The following is a 21,181-nucleotide window of genomic DNA, read 5'->3' as shown; positions in this document are numbered from 1 at the left end:
TTTAAGACTTTGTATTAGTCTATCTTTAAATTCTAAGTCATCGACTTGAAATGGAATTTTTATGGCTTTTTTTTACAATAATTATAAAATATTTTTTATATCAAATAACACAGGATGTTACAGAAAAGAATGGCAACTTAAAAAGATACGCTATACCTTTTTAAAAAAAAGCATAGCGTATAAAACCGGAAGCGGTATTTCTCTCTCTATATATATTTAAGCAATCAATATTTCTATCCCCAAATCCTCTACTCTGTTTATTGCCACTCTTGATGAGTAATCACTATCCGTAGTTAGCTCTTGTAACGTTCCATCTAACCAGTTTAATCGGTGAATTTCTCCACTTTTATCTTCAATTACATTTGATACAACATCTTTTAAACAAACTTCATTTGTAGAAATTGCCAATATTAATTGACTATCTTCAAGCTTAACTCGTAATAGAGTATTTTCATTCTTCTGGTCAAACTCAATAATTTTAGAGTCTATTGATGTAACTGATTTATTGTGAATACTGGTTAAAAAAGCGTGTATATGTTTTACAAGATAGTAACCTGGTTTTGGGTTATATAATCGATCAATAACACCCTCGCGAGGGAAGTACCCTCTATCATTGGTCGCTAAAGTGTCGCAATAAATTGTATCTATTTTGAACAACCATCCATATATCATCGCCTCTGCAAGACGTTTACAAATAAATGATTCGCTCGTCATGTTTTCAGCGGGGTTATCTGCGGATAAACGCAGATGTATTGAGCTTTGTAAGCCTGTTTTTTTATTAGTTTCAGCGGCTAGATTGACTGTATTCCAAACTGAATCTAAAAAGCCACATCTCAAAACATAAGCTGAAAAATGATTATTTATTGACTGTGTCAGTTGGTCAGATAAATGTTTATCGGAAGGTGTATAACCATGATTTATCACATGGTAATAAGTTCGACCCGATTCCATAATATCAGCTTTGGAGCGCAGTGCTGAGAACGTCATGAGGCAATCAATATCAGAAGGCAATTTGGCGATTGATGCATATAACTCATCCAATCTTTCCACTGGCCAAGATATTTCCCAAGCCGAAATTAATGTCGATAGTGCTTTAGCCACCTCTAATTCAAAAGCATCTTCAGGAATTCCAAACGAGAACAAGGTGAATTCAAAACCCAGCTTTTGCATTTCATGTAAACGCTTTCGACGGTTTAGATTCATGATGTCGGCAAATGGAATGCGCAGGGACTTAACGCCCATTTCCAATAATGCTAAAAGAGCATAATCATTGCGTACCCACTTTCGATCAAATTCATCCAGTCCACCCGAAGGTGGAATTTGCACCATCTCTGCCCAATCCTGCCGAAGATCAAAACCCAGTACTGGGACCTTATTAGTCTCTGGGTTTACGTAGCGTAACAACTTGTTAGCAATCAGAAGTGTTGATTCGTTATCTGCTGTTTCATTTCCATAACAACGAACCATTTCAACATAATGGCCTTGTTCATGAACATGAACTAATAAATACCCAAGTTTTGCTTCATCGTTTCGTCCAAACTCGGCTGCGGATCCCACATGGAACATTTCAGCATAATCTTGTCTTGTAAATGCAGTTGAGGGAAGTAGGTAACATTGGCAATTATCCACTTGGTTGTACCAGAAATGGTGTACATGCCCTGCAAATAAGGCTTCTACATTGTGTTTTTTAAGTAGGGCCAATAACCACCCTCTTCCGGCTTCAGAAATATTATCATAGTGCTCTGGTTCATCTGCATCAGCCAAAAATGGCGGATAATGGGTAAACAAATAAATACGTTCCCCATTTAATTCTTGCAAAGTATATTCTAGCCACGCTTTTTGCTCCTGCTCCATACTCAAACCGGAACCTATTAATTGAGCATTTATCCCTATAAAAGCAATACCATCGTGAGACACATAAAAATAATGATCACCAAAATACTCGGTCCAAGCTTGTAAAAATAAGTCATTAACAGTCCCAGCAGGCCCCCAGGCAATAAATTTGTCTCCTACATCATGATTACCAGGTATTACATGCAAAGGATGCCTAAGTGCCGACATCTGTTCATGAAAACGTGCTGCTGACTCGGCATAGAGTGGGTCCATTGATGGGACTGGATGTACAACATCTCCCAGATGAAAAACCAGTGCCAAATCTCTTGTATTGAGATCGTTCACCACATAACGTAAACGACGATTGGCAAGACGATTCACATCAAATGGAGAATTACAATTATCCTCATCTTCATTTAAGTGAGTATCCGCGATCACTGCATAGGTAAATAAACGCTTACCTGCATCATTTCTCTTTCGAGATCTAGTTGAGTTATTTATCATTCGTTTTCAGAAAAACTCTATAATTAGGGGTTGACTTTTTATTAGCTTTATTCTCATTAAGAATCAGCCAGCAAGCGGAATATTCTTTTGTTTACTCTTAATTAAAAGAAATATTGAGATTGCAGTTAACACCCAGAAGAACCAACAGATAGGACTTCGTATTAATATCCCCAGACCACCTTCAGAAAGCACCATGGATTGCCTGAAGTTATCTTCAAGTAATGGACCTAAAATAAAAGCAATTAAAAATGGTGCCGCAGGGAATTTAAACACCATCATCAGATAGCCTAGAATTCCCATAACAAGCATTACCAAAACGTCAAAAGTACTATTATTAATAGCGAAAGTACCATACATACATAACACCACAACGATCGGATATAACACGCTATTTGGAACTTCTGAAATACGACTAATAGCTTTGATTGAGAATTTACCAATAATAAACAGATAGGCACTACTCAACATAATCCCAATGAATAAGGCATAAATCATGGGTAAGTTTTCTACAAACATCAAAGGTCCAGGTCTTAAGCCATGAATCATGAAGGCACCAAGAATAACCGCCGTAATTACATCTCCCGGCACTCCCAGTGCTAGTAATGGAATTAAGGTTGCACCTGCAACACCGTTGTTTCCGGCTTCAGCTGCAGCAACTCCTTCTATTTCACCTTTACCAAAGTTTTCAGGATTTTTTGATGTTCTACGTGCTTCGCTGTATGACAAAAAAGCCGCTGGAGCGCCCCCTATGCCTGGAATTGCACCTAATACCACGCCGATCAAACTTCCCCGAAAAATTGATTTAAAGCACCTCTTAAATTCTTTCATACCCGCACCCACACCTGACATAACGACCGTATGGACACGTCTTGATGCATTTTTACTAAAATAATGAATAATTTCAGGTAAAGCGAATAAGCCAATTAATACTGGGATGAAATTTAAACCACTCATCAGATTCCAATTATCAAAAATAAAACGATTAGTGCCATAAATCGAATCTAAACCAATGGTTGCCAACATCAACCCTAAAGAGGCTGAAATAATTCCTTTTACTAAATTATCACCAGAAACACCTGCAATAATGGTTAAAGAAAATACAATGAGTGTAAAAAACTCTGGTGGCCCGAATTTCAGAGCAAACGTTGCCAGCAATCCGGCAAATAAAATCAATGCCAAATTTGATAAAAAGTCCGCAAAAACAGAAGCATAAAGAGCTATATCTAATGCTTTCCTGGCCTCACCTTTTTGCGTCAAAGGGTAACCATCCAGAACCGTGCAAGATGCCGCAGGAGTACCAGGGGCTTTTATTAAAATCGCCGTTATCGAACCTCCATAAAGCCCCCCTTTATAAATACCTACCAGTAACAGAATTCCTGTTACTGGTTGCATAGTGAAAGTAAAGGGTAAAGCAAGTGCAACACCCATTGGGGTCGTCATGCCAGGGATTGCACCTATAATAGTACCCACTAATACACCTATAAAAACGATTGCAACGTTTTCAAAGGTCAGAAAAATAGAAAACGCTTGTAGTAAATTATCAATCATGATTATCCCCTCCAGGACTCAAAGACACCTAACGGGATCGGAATATTCGCGACATTCACGAAAAAAAGATACAAAATAACAGGTACTAAAATTGACAGCATTACCATCAACCACCAGCGCCGATACCCTGCAAACACCATTAAAAAGAAAATTATGATAATACCTGGCACTACCATGCCAAGCTGTTCTATGAAAAAGTAAAATCCAAAAAGCACCACCGTAATAACCATTAATCTTGGAATTCTTGTTTTCCAAGGAGTGCGGTTTTCATCGTCCTCATGATCACCTTTGCCATCCGTTTCAGGTTTTATTCTTTCTGGAATCATTAACAACACACCCATAAGTGATATGACCGCGGTAATTATTGTTGGCCAAAAGGCGGGAGATAACATTATGTTATCGAGATTTTTTGGTACTTTTATTCCATGCGGAATCAATACAAAGTAAGTAAAAACACCAAAAATAATAATAAATAGGCCTGTAAATTGATTAGTTTTCATTTGTTTAGCTTCTGAGAAATTTTACATTGAACCAGTGACTGGTAAATTGCGAGGGATTGTGCCGATTCATAACTAGACATTGGATGAAACCGTAAACGGTCATGAATAAAATCAGCGCTATTTAGACTTTTAAGACGTTGCCTTACTGCATCACAATAAATATTACTCTCAACTAGAGGCCCTGAAACTAGAATCACATCTGGATGTAATAACGCGTGCGACATACTAATTACATAGCCTAAAGCACTTCCAGCTCGTTCAAGCCGCTTGGCTGTATCCTTATCAACAGTGTCACCGGCATTTATAATATTGATTAATTTCTCTGCTAATTTGCCCGGATTATTGCTAATCGAAGTTTCTCCTTTTTGCAGAACAGAAATACCACCTGCGATTTGATCTATTGATTTATATTTATGAGAATCATGATCCCATATATTCATATTTTCGATTAAACCGGCATTACCTTTGGAACCTCGAATTAAACGACCATCAAGCAATATGCTGCACCCTATTGCCAATGACGCATTAAAAAGCAAAACATTATTTACATCTTGAGTGGATCCAAAACTATGTGCAGTTAAGTTCTTAGCATTGGGAATACTTTCGAGAAAGATAGGTATATCAAGATTTTGACCAATAATTTCAGAAACGTTTACGGTGCTCCAACCTAATGCTGGCGATGATCTTAAAATTCCTTTTTCGGGATCTATCGCTCCAGTAATTGCTACCCCACAACTTATCAAACGCTCTCTATTAACATCAGCTTTATCAATGAGTTTATTAAGTTCGTTAACACTTTTTGTTAATACTTCTTCTGGGTTACTAAGGTCACCAATATGAATTCTTTGACTCGCTAACACAGCATTGGACATATCTGCCAAAACGATATCCTGACGAAATGCATTGATTGAAATACCAGCCACGAAACATCCTTTAGGCCTTACTTTCAAACCTATAAAACGCCTGCCGCGTCTATTTGGGTCTTCCGATGCTTGATCCTCTTCTACTATTCCTCCATCTATCAGTTCACGACTGATTCTCGACACTGTTGCTGCTGTTAATCCAATGCGATCGGCTATTTTCGCTCTTGCAATTGGCCCTCTAAACATAATCTCGGCCAAGATTGCTCGGCGATTACGATCACGTTCACTTAAATCTTCATCAGTTTGCACAAGGTTAAGTATCATAATTTAATTATTTAGTTGCTTGCAGTAAGTAAATAATATATTGTTTTTACCAGATGTCAAACACAGACTTAAAAAATGACATCAATAAACCCCAAAGGAGAAACCAATGAAATACACTAAAAGGATTGTTGGGCTTATGGTTACATTAGCCTTCATACCGCTATTGATTATGCAATCAGCATCTGCTGAATATCCAACCAAACCCGTTACACTCGTATCACCCTATGGCCCAGGTGGCGCTGCAGACTTAGCTGCGAGAACACTTTCTGCTAATGCAACAAGTTATTTAGGACAAGGAATACTGGTTGTTAATCGTACTGGAGCTGGTGGAGTAACAGGTTCAATATCGGTAGCAAAGGGGAAAGCTGATGGTTACACCTTACTCTTAGCTCGTGTTGGCTCCCAAGCGGTTGTACCTGCAATGAACAGAACTATTCCATACAAATGGGATGAATACACATTTCTTGGTTTACTAGAATTAAACCCTTTTGTTCTCGTTGTAAATGCAGACTCACCATACAAAACACTGGATGACATAAAAAAAGCAATCGAATCTGGAAAGAAACCAAGCTACTCATCAGCAGGGGTTGGCACTCTTTTGCACGTAGCCATGACGATGGTAATGGATCAATTCGGTATGGATGCAAATGCCATGAAACACGTTCCTTACAAAGGTGGAGGGAAAGCGGCTGCAGCTGTAGCTGGTGGTCATGTGGACATGATGTTCCAAAACTTATCAGGCGTTATTGGCAATATACAAGCGGGTAAAATGCGCGCCATTGCAGTAACAACTCCAGAACGTGTACCTAGTATTAGTGATGTACCAACTGTTGCGGAATCTGGTTATCCTGGTCTTGAAACTATTGTTGGATGGAGTGGCGTCTGGGGTCCACCAAAATTACCGGAAGAAGTCGTGACAAAGTGGCTAGGTGTACTTGAAAGCCTCAAGAATGATAAGGCTTGGAATAATATGACAAAAGGTCTTGGCTCAACACCGTATATACAGAACCCTACCGATACCAAAGCTTTTGTTGAAAAGCAGTATTCAGCATTCAAAGCGCTGACTGAAAAGCTCGGTATGACAATCGAATAATCTAGAATCAATAACAGTAAGTAGTTTAATAAAGGTAAATAATATGTCCTCTGAAGCAACAAAAAAAGCACCTAACATATTGGTCATTCAAGCTGATCAAATGACAGCTAAAGCTTTATCACTATACGGCCACCCCTTAGTCAAGACACCTAACATTGACCGTCTCGCTAAAGAAGGGGCTGTTTTTGAAAACAGTTATAGCAATTTCCCACTATGTGTTCCATCTCGAACATCAATGATGGCTGGACGTTTTGCCAATGCTCTGGAACTGTGGGATAACGCCATTGAAATGCCAGCGTCAATACCGACGTTGGCTCATTACCTACGTGAAGAGGATTATCACACGGTGCTGTGCGGTAAAATGCATTTCATTGGCCCTGATCAGGTTCATGGTTTTAATGAGCGAATTACCACTGATATTTATCCTTCTAATTTCGCATGGACTCCCGATTGGGTAGTCGGAGAACGATATCGTCCTACCGGCATCAACATGCGTGCCGTGGTTGATTCAGGTGTTTGTGTCCGTGGTCTACAAATGGACTATGACGAAGAAGTCGAACACGCCGGCGTGCAAAAACTTTATAACCTCGCCCGTTTTAATGCTGATAACCCATGGCTTTTATGGGTTTCATTTACCCATCCTCATTCACCTTATATTACCACTCAGCATTATTGGGATATGTATGACCACGATGATGTAAAAATGCCAACCGTTCCACAAATAGAACCTGACGACATGGATCCTATGAGCCGCTGGTTACACTATGCACATGGCGGGGACTTACATAATGTCAGCGATGAAAATATTCATGATGCTAGACACGCTTACTATGGAATGTGTACCTATATCGATGACAAAGTAGGCCACCTTCTTGATACTATCGAAGATCTGGGATTAGAAGATGACACAGTTATCGTATTTACTTCTGACCATGGTGAAATGCTTGGTGAACGTGGTATGTGGTTTAAGCAGAGCTTCTATGAATGGTCGGTGACTGTACCGATGATTATTAAAGTACCTGGTATGAAACCGCAAAAACGTGTTAAAGAGCTAGTATCACTTGTTGATTTACTTCCAACTTTTATGGACATTGCCACCAACGGAAAAGTCCCAGAACCTGTGACTATTCAGGATGGCAACTCATTATTACCATTGATGAAAGGAGATACGGAGAACTGGAATAACCGAGTTATTTCAGAATATACAGGTGAAGGAGTGATTGCCCCGTGCCGCATGTTACGTCGTGACAATATCAAGTTTATCTACACACACGAACATCCTGATTTAATGTACGATTTAGATAACGACCCGAACGAATTAAATAATCTTATTGGTAACCCAGATTACTCAGAGACTGCAGTTCAACTTAAAGCTGAACTGCTATCAGACTGGAATCCTGATGAGGTAAATGATAAATGCATTCAAAGCCAGAAAGAGCGTCTGTTTATTCAAAGTGCGACAGATGGAAACCCAAACTGGGCGTTCTGCTATGACTCTGATGATTCGAATAGATTTATACGTAACGACAGTGCCGTAGGCACCAAAGCCAAAGCACGTTATCCGTATATCGAACCAACACCTTATATAAAATAAAGTCAGATATTTGATATACGCCTATTTAAGTTAAATCCCCCCCCTACTTACAGCTCTTTTTATAGATACTTTGCGTAATCTTTTAAAAATGTACTTATAAGTAGGGGGGTGACTTAATAGTTATTCTGCGATTTCTTTCTTCTCTCTAAAGTTTTGTTACTTATTATTTTCTAAATAACTATCAACATCAGCATTCAAACGCTGTTTCTCTGCATCAGAAATAAATGCTGCATCAAAACTATTCTTGGCGAGTTGTGCGAGATTTTCTTTATCGTTATTGATCAAATCGCTAATCGCTTCGTAATTCGCATTTAAATAGCCACCAAAATAAGCAGGGTCGTCAGAGTTAATCGTAACTTTTAAGCCAGCCGCTAACATATTCGGTAACGGGTGATTTTTCATATCATCCACTACACATAGTTTTGTGTTTGATAATGGGCAAACCGTTAATGGCATTTGCTCATCAGATAAACGTTTGAGTAATGCAGGGTCTCTCATTGAGGTATTTCCGTGATCGATACGCTCAACTTTCAATAGATCTAACGCTTCGTAAATATACTCAGGTGGCCCCTCTTCGCCTGCGTGTGCCACGATATGAAAACCTTCTTCTCTAGCCTTGGCAAACACACCTTGGAACTTAGAAGGCGGATGACCCATTTCTGATGAATCCAGACCGACTCCGATAATTTTATCATTATGCGCTAATGCAGATTCCAAGGTTTTAAACGCATCATCTTCATCCAGATGACGTAGAAAGCACATAATAATGCCAAATGTAATACCAAACTTATCTTGACCCGTTTGCAATGCCGAGTGGATACCATTCAAAGCCGTTTCGAACGCCACACCGCGATCAACATGCCCTTGTGGATCAAAGAAAATTTCTACATGGCGTACATTTTCTGCATTCACCTTTTCAAGGTATGCCCAGGTTAAATCATAGAAATCCTGCTCGGTCTGAAGCACGTTCATCCCCTGATAATAAATATCCAGAAAGTCCTGTAACTGATTAAAATCATAAGCTTTATGCAAAGCTTCAACAGACTCATAAGGCAATGTAATACCATTTCGCTCAGCAAGCTTAAACATCAACTCTGGCTCAAATGTACCTTCAATATGTAAATGGAGTTCGGCTTTAGGCAAGCCAGCAATAAATGATTTCATAGAGTTTCGCTTTATAAATTTATTAACAAAAAAGAGCGGCTAAAATATTAACCGCTCCTATTGAATACTACATAAATTTTGACTCAGAGTGCTTAGATTTTATTTCAAATCAAGGCGCTCCCGCACGCAGAATGTGAGCGTATACTTATACGTGACCATTCGAGTACGGGAACAACGAAGAGTTGGGATAAAAGATAAGTGCTCTGTGCCTAAATTTTTATTTTGGGATGGTTCCATCTACCCCTTCAACATACCAATCCAGCTTAGACAAATCACCATCAGAAATAGTTTCGCCTTCTTTCACAACGATCTCGCCTTTCTGGTTTTTGATTGGGCCCTGGAATGGGTGGAAGCTACCATCAATAATTGAGGCTTTTACTTTATCAGCCATTTCGCGAACATCCTCTGGTACTGCATCTCCGTAAGGAGCCATGACTACCATCCCTGCTTTTAGACCGTCCCAGGTATCATCTGATTCCCAGCTTCCGTCCATGGCTGCTTTTACGCGTTCGATATAATAAGGAGCCCAATCATCAATGATTGCTGTCAGTTGTGCCTTAGGTGCAAATTTCTTCATATCTGAAGCTTGACCGAAACCATAAACACCGCGTTTTTCAGCAACTTGTAGTGGTGCTGGAGAATCGGTGTGCTGCGTGATGATATCTGCGCCTTGGTCGATCAATGCTTTGGCCGCATCACCTTCTTTTCCAGGATCAAACCATGAGTTTACCCAAACAACTTTCACGGTGACATCTGGATTGACTTTACGTGCAGCAATCGTCATTGCATCAATACCACGAATAACTTCTGGAATCGGGAAAGAAGCAACATAACCGATGATATTCGACTTTGTCATTTTACCTGCGATCGTGCCTAATATTGCACGTCCTTCGTAAAAGCGTCCTGAATAAGTACCTACGTTTGCTGAGCGCTTATAACCAGTGGCATGTTCAAATTTAACCTTGGGATATTTCTTCGCTACTTTAAGTGTTGGGTTCATATAACCAAACGAGGTAGTGAAGATCACTTCGTTGCCATCTGCTGCCATCTGGCGAATAACTCGTTCTGCGTCAGCGCCTTCTGGAACACTCTCAACATAGCTGGTTTTTACATCTAATTCCTTTTCAAGCGCTAAGCGCCCTTGATCGTGCTGGTATGACCAGCCATGGTCTCCAATGGGACCGACATAAACGAAACCAACTTTCGTCTCCGCGTTAGCAATACCAGCGGCTGACAAGCAGGTGGCAATTGCAACAGATGTAAGAATTTTTTTAATCATTTTAACTCCTTCAGGGTTTGGGTGAATCAAATATTAGCAGATATTTATCGACTTGCATGAAAAGGTTTGCCTAAACTTGCAGGGGCATTTAGTTTAATTTTTGAACGGTCTCGGGAAATAATAACCAGTACTAAAATAGTGGCGAGATACGGTAGCATCGACATCACTTGCGAAGGCACAGCAATACCTAGCGCTTGAGCGTGAAGTTGTAAAATAGAGATTCCACCAAACAGGTAGGCACCCATTAATACGCGCCTGACTTTCCAGCTTGCGAATACCACTAGGGCTAGCGCTATCCAACCGCGACCCGCTGTCATTTGCTCTACCCACAGCGGAGAATAAGCCAAAGATAAGTACGCTCCACCGACACCTGCCATCGCACCGCCAAATATTACCGCGAGAAATCGAATTTTAAGCACTGAATAGCCCATCGCATGCGCTGCATCGTGGGAGTCTCCTACGGCTCTGAGAATCAATCCTGCACGGGTTTTATTCATAAACCACATTACAGCAAACACCATAAATATAGACAGATAGACCAGCCCATCCTGACTGAAGAAGATTTCACCGATCACTGGAATATCAGAGATTACCGGGATATGAAGTTGTGGAATGCCGTCATAAGCCACACCAATCATGCCTTGTCCAACCAGCGCACTTAGTCCTATCCCGAATATTGTTAGCGCCAATCCTGTAGGTACCTGGCTGGCATGAAACACCAGCACTAGCACACCAAAAATTGCAGCCATCGACGCACCCGCTACCATACTGGCAAAAATAGCCACGGTGGCACTGCCAGAAAAATGCACTGCCGCGAAACCGACAATTGCACCCATGACCATCATGCCTTCGACACCAAGATTCAACACCCCGGATTTTTCTGTCACTAATTCGCCTAACGCGGCAAATAATAACGGCGTTGCTGCGGTGATAATTGTCAGTATTGCTGCAACTAAAATCTCCATTATTTTACCTCGCTTGTAGATTTTATTGATGACTTAACTGCTGGTGCAAACGTCGACTCAGACTTTTTTGAGGTTCGAATCTTGTATTGAATCAACACGTCACAGGCCAATAAGAAAAAGAGTAATAAGCCTTGAAAAACACCGGTCACCGCAACGGGCAAATTGAGTTTCATCTGTGCGGTTTCTCCACCCAGATAAGACAGTGCAAGCAATAAAGCCGCGAATAGCACACCCAGAGGATGTAATCGTCCAACGTAAGCGACGATAATCGCGGCAAAACCATAACCCGGGGAAATATTGGGTAATAGCTGCCCTATCGGTCCAGAGACTTCGATAGCGCCCGCCAACCCCGCAGCACCACCACTAATTAATAGGGTCGTCCAGATTATTTTGGAATGACTAAAACCCGCGTGCTCGCCGGCTGCTGGCGCATCACCCATCACCTTAATTTGATAACCGAGCAAGGTTCGAGAAAGTAATATCCAGCCGATACCAACAAAAAATAAAGCGATTATGGCGCCAAGGTGTAAACGGGTGCCATCGTACAAAATAGGTAACAACGCGGAGTCACTGAATAAGCGTGATTCGGGGAAATTAAAACCATCTGGATCTTTTAAAGGTCCATGAATCAAAAGGTTTAATAACAATGCAGCTACATAACTAAGCATCAAACTTGTGAGGATTTCATTCGCATTAAATCGGGTCTTTAGAAAAGCCACGATTCCGGCCCATAACATCCCCCCTATTACTCCCATAATCAATATTAAAGGAATGATGTAAAAGCCTGTTTTCTCATAGAAAAACAATGCAGTTGAACCACCGAATATGCCACCGAGTATCAACTGCCCTTCAGCACCGATATTCCACACTCCAGCACGAAACCCTAGTGATAAAGCGACCCCGATAAGTATTAAAGGTGTGGCTTTTACCATCAGCTCGGTTAAACCATATATGCTCGAAATAGGCTCGACGAAAAATGCGTGTAACGCTGCTGAAGGTGACACACCCATAATCAGAAACAACACAACACTGGCTAATAAGGTTAGCAATAGTGCAAGTATTGGTGACAAAAAAACCATCGCTTTCGATGGCGCTTGTCGTTTAATCAATCTAGGTAGCATTTTTATTACTCTTGTTTGTAATATCGTTATTGGCATTATCTCTAACGTCGTCTGTGACACTGTCATCCAGTGAAACACCTGCCATTAACAAGCCCATTTTCTCAACCGTGATCTCTTCAATAGGGTAAAAACTGGAAAGCACTCCGCCACAGATTGCCCCCATGCGATCTGATATCTCCATCAATTCATCAAGGTCTTGCGAGATAACCAGAACAGCTGCACCTTTCGAAGCCATTTTACGAATCGCTTCACGTATCGTTTGTGCAGCACCTGCATCAACTCCCCAGGTGGGTTGTGAAACAATCAAAATATTGGGATTCTGGTCGAACTCTCGCCCCATAATGAATTTCTGTAAATTCCCCCCTGAAAGACTCGCCGCCGGGACTTCGGCATTAGGGGTTTTCACTGAGAAATCTTTAATCACTTTATTGGCATATTGCTCGGTTTTGCCATAATCAATAAAGCCATGATTGATGAAGTCGAGGCGTTCATAAGCCGTTAAAAAAGCATTATCGACTAAATTCATATCCGGCATCGCACCGTGACCGAGACGCTTTTCTGGCACACTTGCCATTCCCATTAAACGTCGCTTATTCGGCCCAAGATGTCCAACTTGCTCGCCTTCTATAATGATACTGCCAGATTCAGTTAAATGCTCGCCATTGAGTGCGGTCAATAATTCATCCTGTCCATTACCTGCAACACCTGCAATACCTACCACCTCACCTGAGTGGACTAACAGGTTAATATCCTTTAACGATATACCCAGTGGATCTTTCGCTACCATATTCAGGTTTTTAGCTTTTAAACGGATATCACCAAGGATTGGTTTTTCCGGGTGTTGAAATGCCTGCATCTCTTCGCCCATCATCATTGCAGCAAGTGAGCCGGTACTTTCTTTATCAACTGATACAGTGGCGACTTTTTTACCCAGTCTTAAAATGGTGGCGTCATGACAAAGTGCTTTGATTTCATCGAGCTTATGACTGATATAGAGTATTGCCAGCCCTTCTTCACCCAGACGTCTTAAGGTAACAAATAATTTTTCCACTTCCTGCGGTGTCAATACCGAGGTTGGCTCATCCATTATCAGCAGCTTGGGTTCTTGTAATAAACAACGAATGATTTCAATACGCTGGCGTTCACCTACGGACAGGGTATAAACGTGACGATCCGGATCAAGAGGCAAACCATAACGCTGGGATACTTCGGTGATCTGCTCTGCCAGTTCTCTCATGCTGCTCGCATGATCCATCCCCAGTGATATATTTTCGACGACGGTTAATGAATCAAATAGTGAAAAATGTTGAAACACCATTGCAATGCCCAACTCTCTGGCATGGGCGGGTGCCTTGATATTGACTGCTTTTCCATTAAATTTAATTTCTCCGGCATCTGGCTTCAAAATACCGTAAATCATTTTTACCAGCGTGGATTTACCTGCACCATTTTCACCGAGTAAAGCGTGCACTTCGCCAGGTCTGATTTTCAGATCAACATTGTCAGTAGCGAGTACACCCGGAAATGCTTTACGCATTCCTGTGAGTTCTAGCAAATACTCAGATGGTTGAGCCATGTGTTTCCCTATCCAGATTAATCTAAAATTGTACCGTTAAAAAACAAATGAATTTCATACATTTGCAATAAATCTAATAATGTTTCCTTAAATGATTAAAAAATGCCCTCAAAGTGGGAGGTGCCTTTAATCGTTTTAAGAATATATTTCTTAATTACACTTTTATTAGACTTTTATTACGCTTTTAATACACTTGTATTAAACCCATATCGATTGTACCCACCCCCCTACTTTAGAGGCTTTATTTTTTCATGAATGAATAAAAGTCATTGTTATTGGACTTTTCACCCATGATACTTTTCACCCATGATACTTTTTACCCATAATACTTCTTACCCATAATATAGGTTTCTTTAACACAACGATCATCGCCCAACATCAATAATGAAAACAGACTCTCTTCAAACGTAGTGCATTGTTCTATTTTAAATTTCAGCAACGGCGTTGCCTGATAATCCATCACCACAAAATCAGCTTCCTTACCCTGTTCAAAGTTCCCAATGTTATCGTCTAAATCCAGTGTTTTAGCGCCACCGAGTGTTGCCATGTACAAAGACTGGAATGCAGATAAGCTTTGGTCTTGAAGTTGTTGAATTTTATAGGCTTCGTTAATCGTTTGCAGGATTGAGAAACTGTCCCCGCCGGCAACATCGGTACCCAAACCTACTTTCACTTTGTGCTGTTGTGCTTTATGCAGATTAAACAAACCACTACCGATAAAAAGATTTGAACGCGGGCAATACGATATAGACGAGTCCGTTTCAGCAAGTCGTTGCCATTCGCCATCGTCCAGGTGAATACCATGCGCAAAAACAGATCGTTTACCAAGCAAATCATAATGATCGTAAACATCCAGATAGTTTTTTCTCTCTGGAAATAATTCGTGTACCCATTCGCACTCTTTTTTATTTTCAGAAAGATGCGTTTGAAAATGCACATCCGGAAATTCTTTTAACAAACGCCCTGCTGCTTCTAATTGTTCCGGGGTGCTGGTCGGTGCAAATCGAGGCGTTACGGCATAACGCAAACGATCTTTATTGTGCCATTTTTCAATCAGTTGTTTGCTTTCGCTATAAGACGTTTCGGGTGTATCCAGTAAATAATCTGGCGCGTGTCGGTCCATCATCACTTTGCCGCAAATCATGCGTAAGTTTCGGTGTTGTGCTTCGTTAAAGAATGCATCGACGGATTGTGGGTGTACCGTGCCGAAAACTAACGCGGTCGTGGTTCCATTCGACAGTAACTGATCGAGGAAAAAACGGGCTATTTCTGCTGCATATTCCGGATCAGAGAAATTCGATTCAGCAGGAAAAGTATAGGTTTCGAGCCACTCAAGCAATTGTTCGCCGTAAGATGCGATAATTTCACACTGTGGGAAATGAATGTGCGTATCAATAAAACCGGGAGTGATCAGGCAATTAAGGTGCTCCGTAATCTGAGCATCAGCGGGCAATGCTTTGAGTAGCGCTTCCGCTTCACCACAGGACTGCACCTGACCATTACTATCAATGACCAGTAAACCATCTTTAAAATACTGCCAGCTATTCTCTTTTGTTTCGGTTGAAGACTGATATTGAGGATCACTTAAAAAATGCAATATTTCGCCGCGATGAGCAGTAACAGAATCTTTAACTGAAGATGAAATTGTCATTAATCCCTGCTCTCTATGCTGACTATCTTGTTTATATCATCTTCAAGTCGAGCATAATCTAACTGCTGCTTTTCTTTTAACAACAGACATTCAGCCATGATCGAAACAGCAATCTCCATTGGTTTTTTAGTCTTTAAGTCGGGCAACCCCATGGGGCATGTCAACTGTTGCAGTTCATCCTGATTAAAGCCTTTCTTTAATAGACGCTGTCTAAATTTTAGCCCTTTGGTACTCGAACCTATGACACCACAATAGACTGCATCACCACGGGTTAGAATTGCTTCGCAGAGTTGCTGGTCGAGTGCATGATCGTGTGTCATCACCAGAAAATAACTATTCTCAGGACACGATTCGACTGCCAGTTCTGGCTGTTTTAAATGGATTGTTTGAACATTTCTCGCATCAATACCACTGAGCAGTTCTGGTCTGGAATCGAACAGGTTTACCTTGCAATCTACCTCGGCCAATATCTTGACCAATGCCTGACCGATATGCCCTGCGCCAAAAATATTGAGCACAAAATCACTGGCGGGAAATACCTCAAAAAAGACTGAAACCACGCCACCACAACATTGCTTTAAATCTTTTCCCAGATTAAAACGCTCGGTATGTTGCTGTAATTTATTGGATTTCAATAACTCACGTGCAATGTCGATAGATTGAAACTCCAGCGCACCGCCACCAATGGTATCGTAAGTTTCACCTTCAGAAACCACCATTTTTGTGCCCGTATCGCGTGGACTGGAACCGCGAACAGCCATCACCGTGAGCAACACAAACCCTTGTGCTTCAGATTCTAGCTTCGCCATCGCCTGAACCCAGTTCAAGACTTTGCTCCGCTGTTTGTATCAGTTTCATCAACATTATAAGTTATGGCGCTAATGGCATTCATAATACTTTCAGGAGTCGCAGGCGCATCTAAAGGTGGATTAATTTTGTAATCAGCGACACTAGCTATCGCATCGCGAATCGCAAAAAACACCGAGAAACCCAATAGTAACGGTGGTTCACCCACAGCTTTTGAACGCAGTATGGTGTCCTCGTGATTCGGGTTATGAAAAAGTTTCACTCTAAGGTCGTCTGGACAATCGTTAACAGCAGGAATTTTATAGGTGGAAGGTGCATGCGTCATCAGCTTGCCCTTCGGGTTCCACCACAAATCTTCTGTCGTAAGCCAACCCATGCCCTGAATAAAAGCGCCTTCTACCTGACCGATATCTATCGCTGTATTAATTGGATTACCGGCATCGTGTAATAAATCTGCGCGGAGCAACTTCATTTCGCCGGTTAAAGTATCAACAATCACTTCTGAAACGGCTGCACCGTAGGCAAAATAGAAAAAAGGTCGACCTTGTAACTTATCCTTGTCCCAATTCAACTTTGGGGTTTTATAAAAGCCATCTGACCAGAGCTGTATACGGTTTTCATAGGCTTCTACAACGAGTTCTGTGAAAGATATCGAATGTATATCAAGACTGACCGTATCATTTTCAAATACCACATCTTGAATGTCACCCCCCCACTTATGGGCGATATATTCTGCTAAACGCTGTTTAATCTGTGCGGCAGCATTCTCGGCGGCTTTACCATTTAAATCAGTTCCGGAAGATGCCGCTGTTGCCGAAGTATTAACGACTTTACTGGTATCTGTGGCTGTAGCTCGTACTCGACTTAAGTCAACACCAAGCACTAGCGCAACAACCTGTGCAACTTTGGTATTGAGTCCCTGCCCCATTTCAGTGCCGCCATGATTCACCAGAATAGAACCATCGGTGTAGATATGGACTAATGCACCTGCCTGATTGAAATGCACCACATTGAATGAAATCCCGAATTTTACGGGGGTCAGTGCTAGACCTTTTTTTAGAATTGGGCTTGTTTCGTTGTAAGCCTTAATCTCAGCACGACGCTTGGCGTAATCGCTGGTTTTTTCTAACTCGTCAACCAGCTCATGAATGACATTATCTTCAACCGTTTGACCATAAGGCGTAACATTGCGCTCAGCGTTGCCGTAAAAATTAGCTTTACGGATTTCCAGAGCGTCTTTACCTAAGTCACGTGCAATATTATCAATAATATTTTCAATCGCGATGGCTCCCTGTGGACCACCAAAGCCTCGAAATGCGGTATTTGACTGGGTATTGGTTTTGCCACACATCGCGTGTATTTCAACATCACTCAGATAGTAAGCATTATCAAAATGGCATACCGCACGGGTTGCTACCGGTGGTGATAGATCAGTTGAAAAGCCCGAACGCAAAACCATTTCAACTTTGGCTGCAAGAATTCGTCCATCTTCATCAAAGCCAACATCGTATTCATAGTAAAAACAATGACGTTTTCCCGTAGCCATAAAGTCATCATCACGATCGAGACGAATTTTTACTGGGCATTTAAGGTGATCAGCACATACCGCGGCGACACAGGCGAACAAGCCGGATTGGGATTCCTTACCACCAAAGCCACCACCCATACGGCGCGTTTCGATAAGTACCTGATTAAAGTCACGCTTAGTTGAATGCGCAACCAAGTGCTGCATTTCAGTAGGATGCTGTGTCGAACAATACACCAGCATGCCATTATCTTCTTTCGGAATGGCGTAGGAGATCTGGCCTTCCAGATAAAACTGTTCCTGCCCGCCTACATAGAATGTTCCTTTAGTTCGAAGCGGAGAATCCTTGAGTTTCTTTACGGGTTCGCCACGTACTAACTGCATTGGCGGAACCACAAATGAACCCTGAAGCTTAGCTTCCTGTGGCGTCATGATTGCAGGTAAATCTTCGTATTCGACTTTTGCTAATACGCTTGCGCGACGTGCCGCCATATAATTTTTGGCAACAACCACAAAAATTGGCTGACCTACAAACTGCACCAAACCATCGGCAAGAATAGGATCATCCTGAACAATCGGGCCACATTCGTTATCGCCCGGAATATCTTTGGCAGTTAATACTGCGACCACATCCTCAGCGGCTTCAACGGAGGATAAATCCATGGATTTGATTAATGCATGTGGGCGCTCGCTTAAACCCAGAGCCGCATACAAGGTTCCGTTGACCTCAGCAATATCATCCACATACACCGCTTCACCTGACACATGTAAATGCGCGGATTCGTGAGGATGGGATTTTTGGGATGACTGACTCATGAATTCACGCTCGTATTGGCAAACACATTGAGGCTTTCGTTGGTTAATGGGTTCACCAAACGCGTTTCCAGATAAAAACGATAGAGCAGATTTGTCGCCGATTGCATGCGGTTTTTATCACTCGCGCGCATATCAGTCATTGGCGCATAGTCTTGCTGCATCACCTTCATCGCAGTGCGAACATTCGACTCATTCCACTCCTGCCCGACTAAACTCTGCTCTGTCTGTTTTGCTCTCTTGGACGTTGCAGCCATGCCACCGTATGTTATTCGACAACTCTCGACGGTATTGCCTTTCAAGCTTAGCGCAAACGCGGCGAATACTGCGGAGATATCAGAATCATGACGTTTAGAAAGTTTATAGCAGCGGAACTGTTGTCCGGTAACAGGTAAAGGCAGATAAATAGCTTCTACGATTTCATCTCGCTGCATATCTTTTTTCATATAATCGAGATAGAAATCCTCGAGCAACAACGTTCTTGAACCCGAAGTGCTACGCAATTCAACTTCAGCGCCCAAACTGATTAGTGCAGGCATGGAATCACCAATGGGTGAGCCATTAGCGACATTGCCACCCAGGGTTCCGACATTACGTATCGGCTGTGAAGCAAAACGCTCCCACATCTGGTCCATCTCTGGATAATATTCTGACACCACTTTATACGTATCGGTTAACGACACTCCAGCACCTATTCTCAACGATTCATCTTTCACTAAAATTTGCTTTAGTTCAGTAACTTCTCCGATATAGATGATCGGATTCGGTTCTTTAAATTGTTTATTCACCCAAAGACCGACATCCGTGCCACCAGCGAGAATGGTTGCATCGGGATATTGAGCACGTAGCTCAGTTAATTCATGGATAGTTTTAGGTGCAAAAAATTGAGAATCTTTATAGTTATGGCTGAGTGCGGATTCACGTTTTAAATTACGTAGCTGATTGCATAAATCATCAGATTTAAATTCAACCGGAGGCAACTCAAACATTTGTTGTGCTGCATCAAGTATGGGACGATAGCCCGTACACCGGCATAAATTTCCAGTTAAGGCGCTTCTGACTTCTGACTGTTCGGGTTTGCTGCCTTCGGCTTGATGTTTATTGTAAACATTCCACAATGACATAATAAAACCGGGTGTACAAAAACCGCATTGCGATCCATGTTGATCGACCATTGCTTGCTGAACCGGATGCAAACTCCCATCACTTTGACGCAAATACTCAACGGTGAAAACAGCTTTAGCATCAAGTGTAGGAACAAACTGAATACAGGCATTAACCGTTTTCAACTCAAGTTCATCATTGACAAGTTCGCCAATGACAACCGTACACGCGCCACAATCACCCTCAGCACAACCTTCTTTCGAGCCTGTCAGTCCTTGATCTGTGCGTAAAAAATCTAATAGGGTTTTGTCAGCTCGAATATCTTCAAGCTGAGTCAATTTATTATTGAGAACAAACTGAATCACTTAAAACAAAACTCCATCAAATGCATATTGTTTACGTTAAAAATTTATACCATCTCAACTGATAGTATTCATAGTAAAGGATAGCAGAGATTAATTTTTTGTAGACCGAATTATCTATAATAATCATGCATAAAAAGCTCAGAAGAAAACGTAAATCTAACGCTTAATTAAAGGTGTACAGATCCAACCGTACTTCATTATCCCAATAAGTAATTAAGCAAGATTCATACCAGTTACACCATCCTCATTTTGCCTTAATTTAGCAAGCTTATTACTAACCAGACTCTAGAGAGGTCCAGCTAACAACAATACATTACCCCAGAATAGTGCAAACACATATATGTATACACCCAGAACAGTGCATGAATTAGCAATTAGAATTTATCTCGATTTGAACAAACACCTCAGCCAGAGCCCTACTATAGTCCTACTAAAGCCCTCCTATACAAATATTGTGCACCCGCAGCATTTGGCATAGTACTTGCTGACTTTATTTATTGATTGGTCAACAACTTTTCCAATTTTATTTTTTACTCAAGTTTTTACTCAATG

General features: G+C 41.4%; 15 protein-coding genes. 2 read left to right on the top strand and 13 right to left on the bottom strand.

The genetic code is table 11. The annotated features are described in order from the left end of the window. Positions 1-216 precede the first annotated feature (216 nt). The 4 genes from OO007_RS05865 to OO007_RS05850 form a co-directional block, all read right to left on the bottom strand. Positions 217-2,337 carry a metallophosphoesterase family protein gene (locus OO007_RS05865; RefSeq protein WP_325808103.1) on the bottom strand — a complete coding sequence of 707 codons (2,121 nt, stop codon included), beginning with the start codon at positions 2,335-2,337 and terminating at the stop codon, positions 217-219. Between the two features lie 63 nt (positions 2,338-2,400). Beyond that, positions 2,401-3,885: a tripartite tricarboxylate transporter permease gene (locus OO007_RS05860; protein ID WP_325808102.1), complete on the bottom strand. Its 1,485-nt coding sequence runs from the start codon at positions 3,883-3,885 to the stop codon at positions 2,401-2,403. A 2-nt stretch (positions 3,886-3,887) separates the two neighbouring features. Continuing rightward, positions 3,888-4,385, bottom strand: coding sequence for a tripartite tricarboxylate transporter TctB family protein (locus tag OO007_RS05855; protein ID WP_325808101.1), 498 nt, complete (start codon positions 4,383-4,385; stop codon positions 3,888-3,890). Next, positions 4,382-5,557, bottom strand: coding sequence for an ROK family transcriptional regulator (locus OO007_RS05850; protein WP_325808100.1), 1,176 nt, complete (start codon positions 5,555-5,557; stop codon positions 4,382-4,384). Before OO007_RS05850 ends, OO007_RS05855 begins: the two co-directional genes overlap by 4 nt. Before the next feature lie 121 nt (positions 5,558-5,678). Here OO007_RS05850 and OO007_RS05845 point away from each other — a divergent pair, with 121 nt between their 5' ends. Both OO007_RS05845 and betC read left to right on the top strand, forming a co-directional pair. Continuing rightward, positions 5,679-6,665 carry a Bug family tripartite tricarboxylate transporter substrate binding protein gene (locus OO007_RS05845; RefSeq protein WP_325808099.1) on the top strand — a complete coding sequence of 329 codons (987 nt, stop codon included), beginning with the start codon at positions 5,679-5,681 and terminating at the stop codon, positions 6,663-6,665. A gap of 43 nt (positions 6,666-6,708) precedes the next feature. Next, the gene (betC, locus tag OO007_RS05840; RefSeq protein WP_325808098.1) at positions 6,709-8,259 is read left to right on the top strand and encodes a choline-sulfatase; all 1,551 of its coding nucleotides are present in this window, start codon (positions 6,709-6,711) and stop codon (positions 8,257-8,259) included. 156 nt (positions 8,260-8,415) lie between these two features. Here the strand turns inward: betC and OO007_RS05835 are convergent, their stop codons facing one another. From OO007_RS05835 to xdhA, 9 genes are all read right to left on the bottom strand, one after another. Beyond that, positions 8,416-9,423: an adenosine deaminase gene (locus tag OO007_RS05835; protein WP_325808097.1), complete on the bottom strand. Its 1,008-nt coding sequence runs from the start codon at positions 9,421-9,423 to the stop codon at positions 8,416-8,418. A 217-nt stretch (positions 9,424-9,640) separates the two neighbouring features. Beyond that, on the bottom strand, positions 9,641-10,702 hold the full coding sequence (locus tag OO007_RS05830; RefSeq protein WP_325808096.1) for a BMP family ABC transporter substrate-binding protein: 1,062 nt from the start codon (positions 10,700-10,702) through the stop codon (positions 9,641-9,643). A gap of 44 nt (positions 10,703-10,746) precedes the next feature. After that, the gene (locus tag OO007_RS05825) at positions 10,747-11,667 is read right to left on the bottom strand and encodes an ABC transporter permease (RefSeq protein ID WP_207907031.1); all 921 of its coding nucleotides are present in this window, start codon (positions 11,665-11,667) and stop codon (positions 10,747-10,749) included. Beyond that, on the bottom strand, positions 11,667-12,788 hold the full coding sequence (locus OO007_RS05820) for an ABC transporter permease (protein WP_325808095.1): 1,122 nt from the start codon (positions 12,786-12,788) through the stop codon (positions 11,667-11,669). Before OO007_RS05820 ends, OO007_RS05825 begins: the two co-directional genes overlap by 1 nt. After that, the gene (locus OO007_RS05815) at positions 12,778-14,364 is read right to left on the bottom strand and encodes an ABC transporter ATP-binding protein (RefSeq protein ID WP_325808094.1); all 1,587 of its coding nucleotides are present in this window, start codon (positions 14,362-14,364) and stop codon (positions 12,778-12,780) included. Before OO007_RS05815 ends, OO007_RS05820 begins: the two co-directional genes overlap by 11 nt. Before the next feature lie 316 nt (positions 14,365-14,680). Next, positions 14,681-16,015, bottom strand: coding sequence for a guanine deaminase (guaD, locus tag OO007_RS05810; protein WP_325808093.1), 1,335 nt, complete (start codon positions 16,013-16,015; stop codon positions 14,681-14,683). Next, a complete protein-coding gene (xdhC, locus tag OO007_RS05805) occupies positions 16,015-16,842 on the bottom strand; it encodes a xanthine dehydrogenase accessory protein XdhC (protein ID WP_325808092.1) in 828 nt (275 codons plus the stop codon). Before xdhC ends, guaD begins: the two co-directional genes overlap by 1 nt. Then, positions 16,839-19,163: a xanthine dehydrogenase molybdopterin binding subunit gene (gene xdhB, locus OO007_RS05800; protein ID WP_325808091.1), complete on the bottom strand. Its 2,325-nt coding sequence runs from the start codon at positions 19,161-19,163 to the stop codon at positions 16,839-16,841. Before xdhB ends, xdhC begins: the two co-directional genes overlap by 4 nt. Next, complete coding sequence (gene xdhA / locus OO007_RS05795) at positions 19,160-20,629, bottom strand: xanthine dehydrogenase small subunit (protein WP_325808090.1); 1,470 nt, start codon at positions 20,627-20,629, stop codon at positions 19,160-19,162. The genes xdhB and xdhA overlap by 4 nt, the downstream gene beginning before the upstream one ends. Between the last annotated feature and the right edge of the window lie 552 nt (positions 20,630-21,181).

The organism is Cocleimonas sp. KMM 6892 (assembly GCF_035798195.1).
Classification (GTDB): Bacteria; Pseudomonadota; Gammaproteobacteria; order Thiotrichales; family Thiotrichaceae; genus Cocleimonas; species Cocleimonas flava.
This window is presented reverse-complemented; position numbering and strand designations above follow the sequence as displayed.

Coding starts and splice junctions, on each gene's coding strand:
- OO007_RS05865 (WP_325808103.1), bottom strand. CDS start 2,337: ATGATAAATAACTCAACTAGATCTCGAAAGAGAAATGATGCAGGTAAG.
- OO007_RS05860 (WP_325808102.1), bottom strand. CDS start 3,885: ATGATTGATAATTTACTACAAGCGTTTTCTATTTTTCTGACCTTTGAA.
- OO007_RS05855 (WP_325808101.1), bottom strand. CDS start 4,385: ATGAAAACTAATCAATTTACAGGCCTATTTATTATTATTTTTGGTGTT.
- OO007_RS05845 (WP_325808099.1), top strand. CDS start 5,679: ATGAAATACACTAAAAGGATTGTTGGGCTTATGGTTACATTAGCCTTC.
- betC (WP_325808098.1), top strand. CDS start 6,709: ATGTCCTCTGAAGCAACAAAAAAAGCACCTAACATATTGGTCATTCAA.
- OO007_RS05835 (WP_325808097.1), bottom strand. CDS start 9,423: ATGAAATCATTTATTGCTGGCTTGCCTAAAGCCGAACTCCATTTACAT.
- OO007_RS05830 (WP_325808096.1), bottom strand. CDS start 10,702: ATGATTAAAAAAATTCTTACATCTGTTGCAATTGCCACCTGCTTGTCA.
- OO007_RS05825 (WP_207907031.1), bottom strand. CDS start 11,667: ATGGAGATTTTAGTTGCAGCAATACTGACAATTATCACCGCAGCAACG.
- OO007_RS05820 (WP_325808095.1), bottom strand. CDS start 12,788: ATGCTACCTAGATTGATTAAACGACAAGCGCCATCGAAAGCGATGGTT.
- OO007_RS05815 (WP_325808094.1), bottom strand. CDS start 14,364: ATGGCTCAACCATCTGAGTATTTGCTAGAACTCACAGGAATGCGTAAA.
- guaD (WP_325808093.1), bottom strand. CDS start 16,015: ATGACAATTTCATCTTCAGTTAAAGATTCTGTTACTGCTCATCGCGGC.
- xdhB (WP_325808091.1), bottom strand. CDS start 19,163: ATGAGTCAGTCATCCCAAAAATCCCATCCTCACGAATCCGCGCATTTA.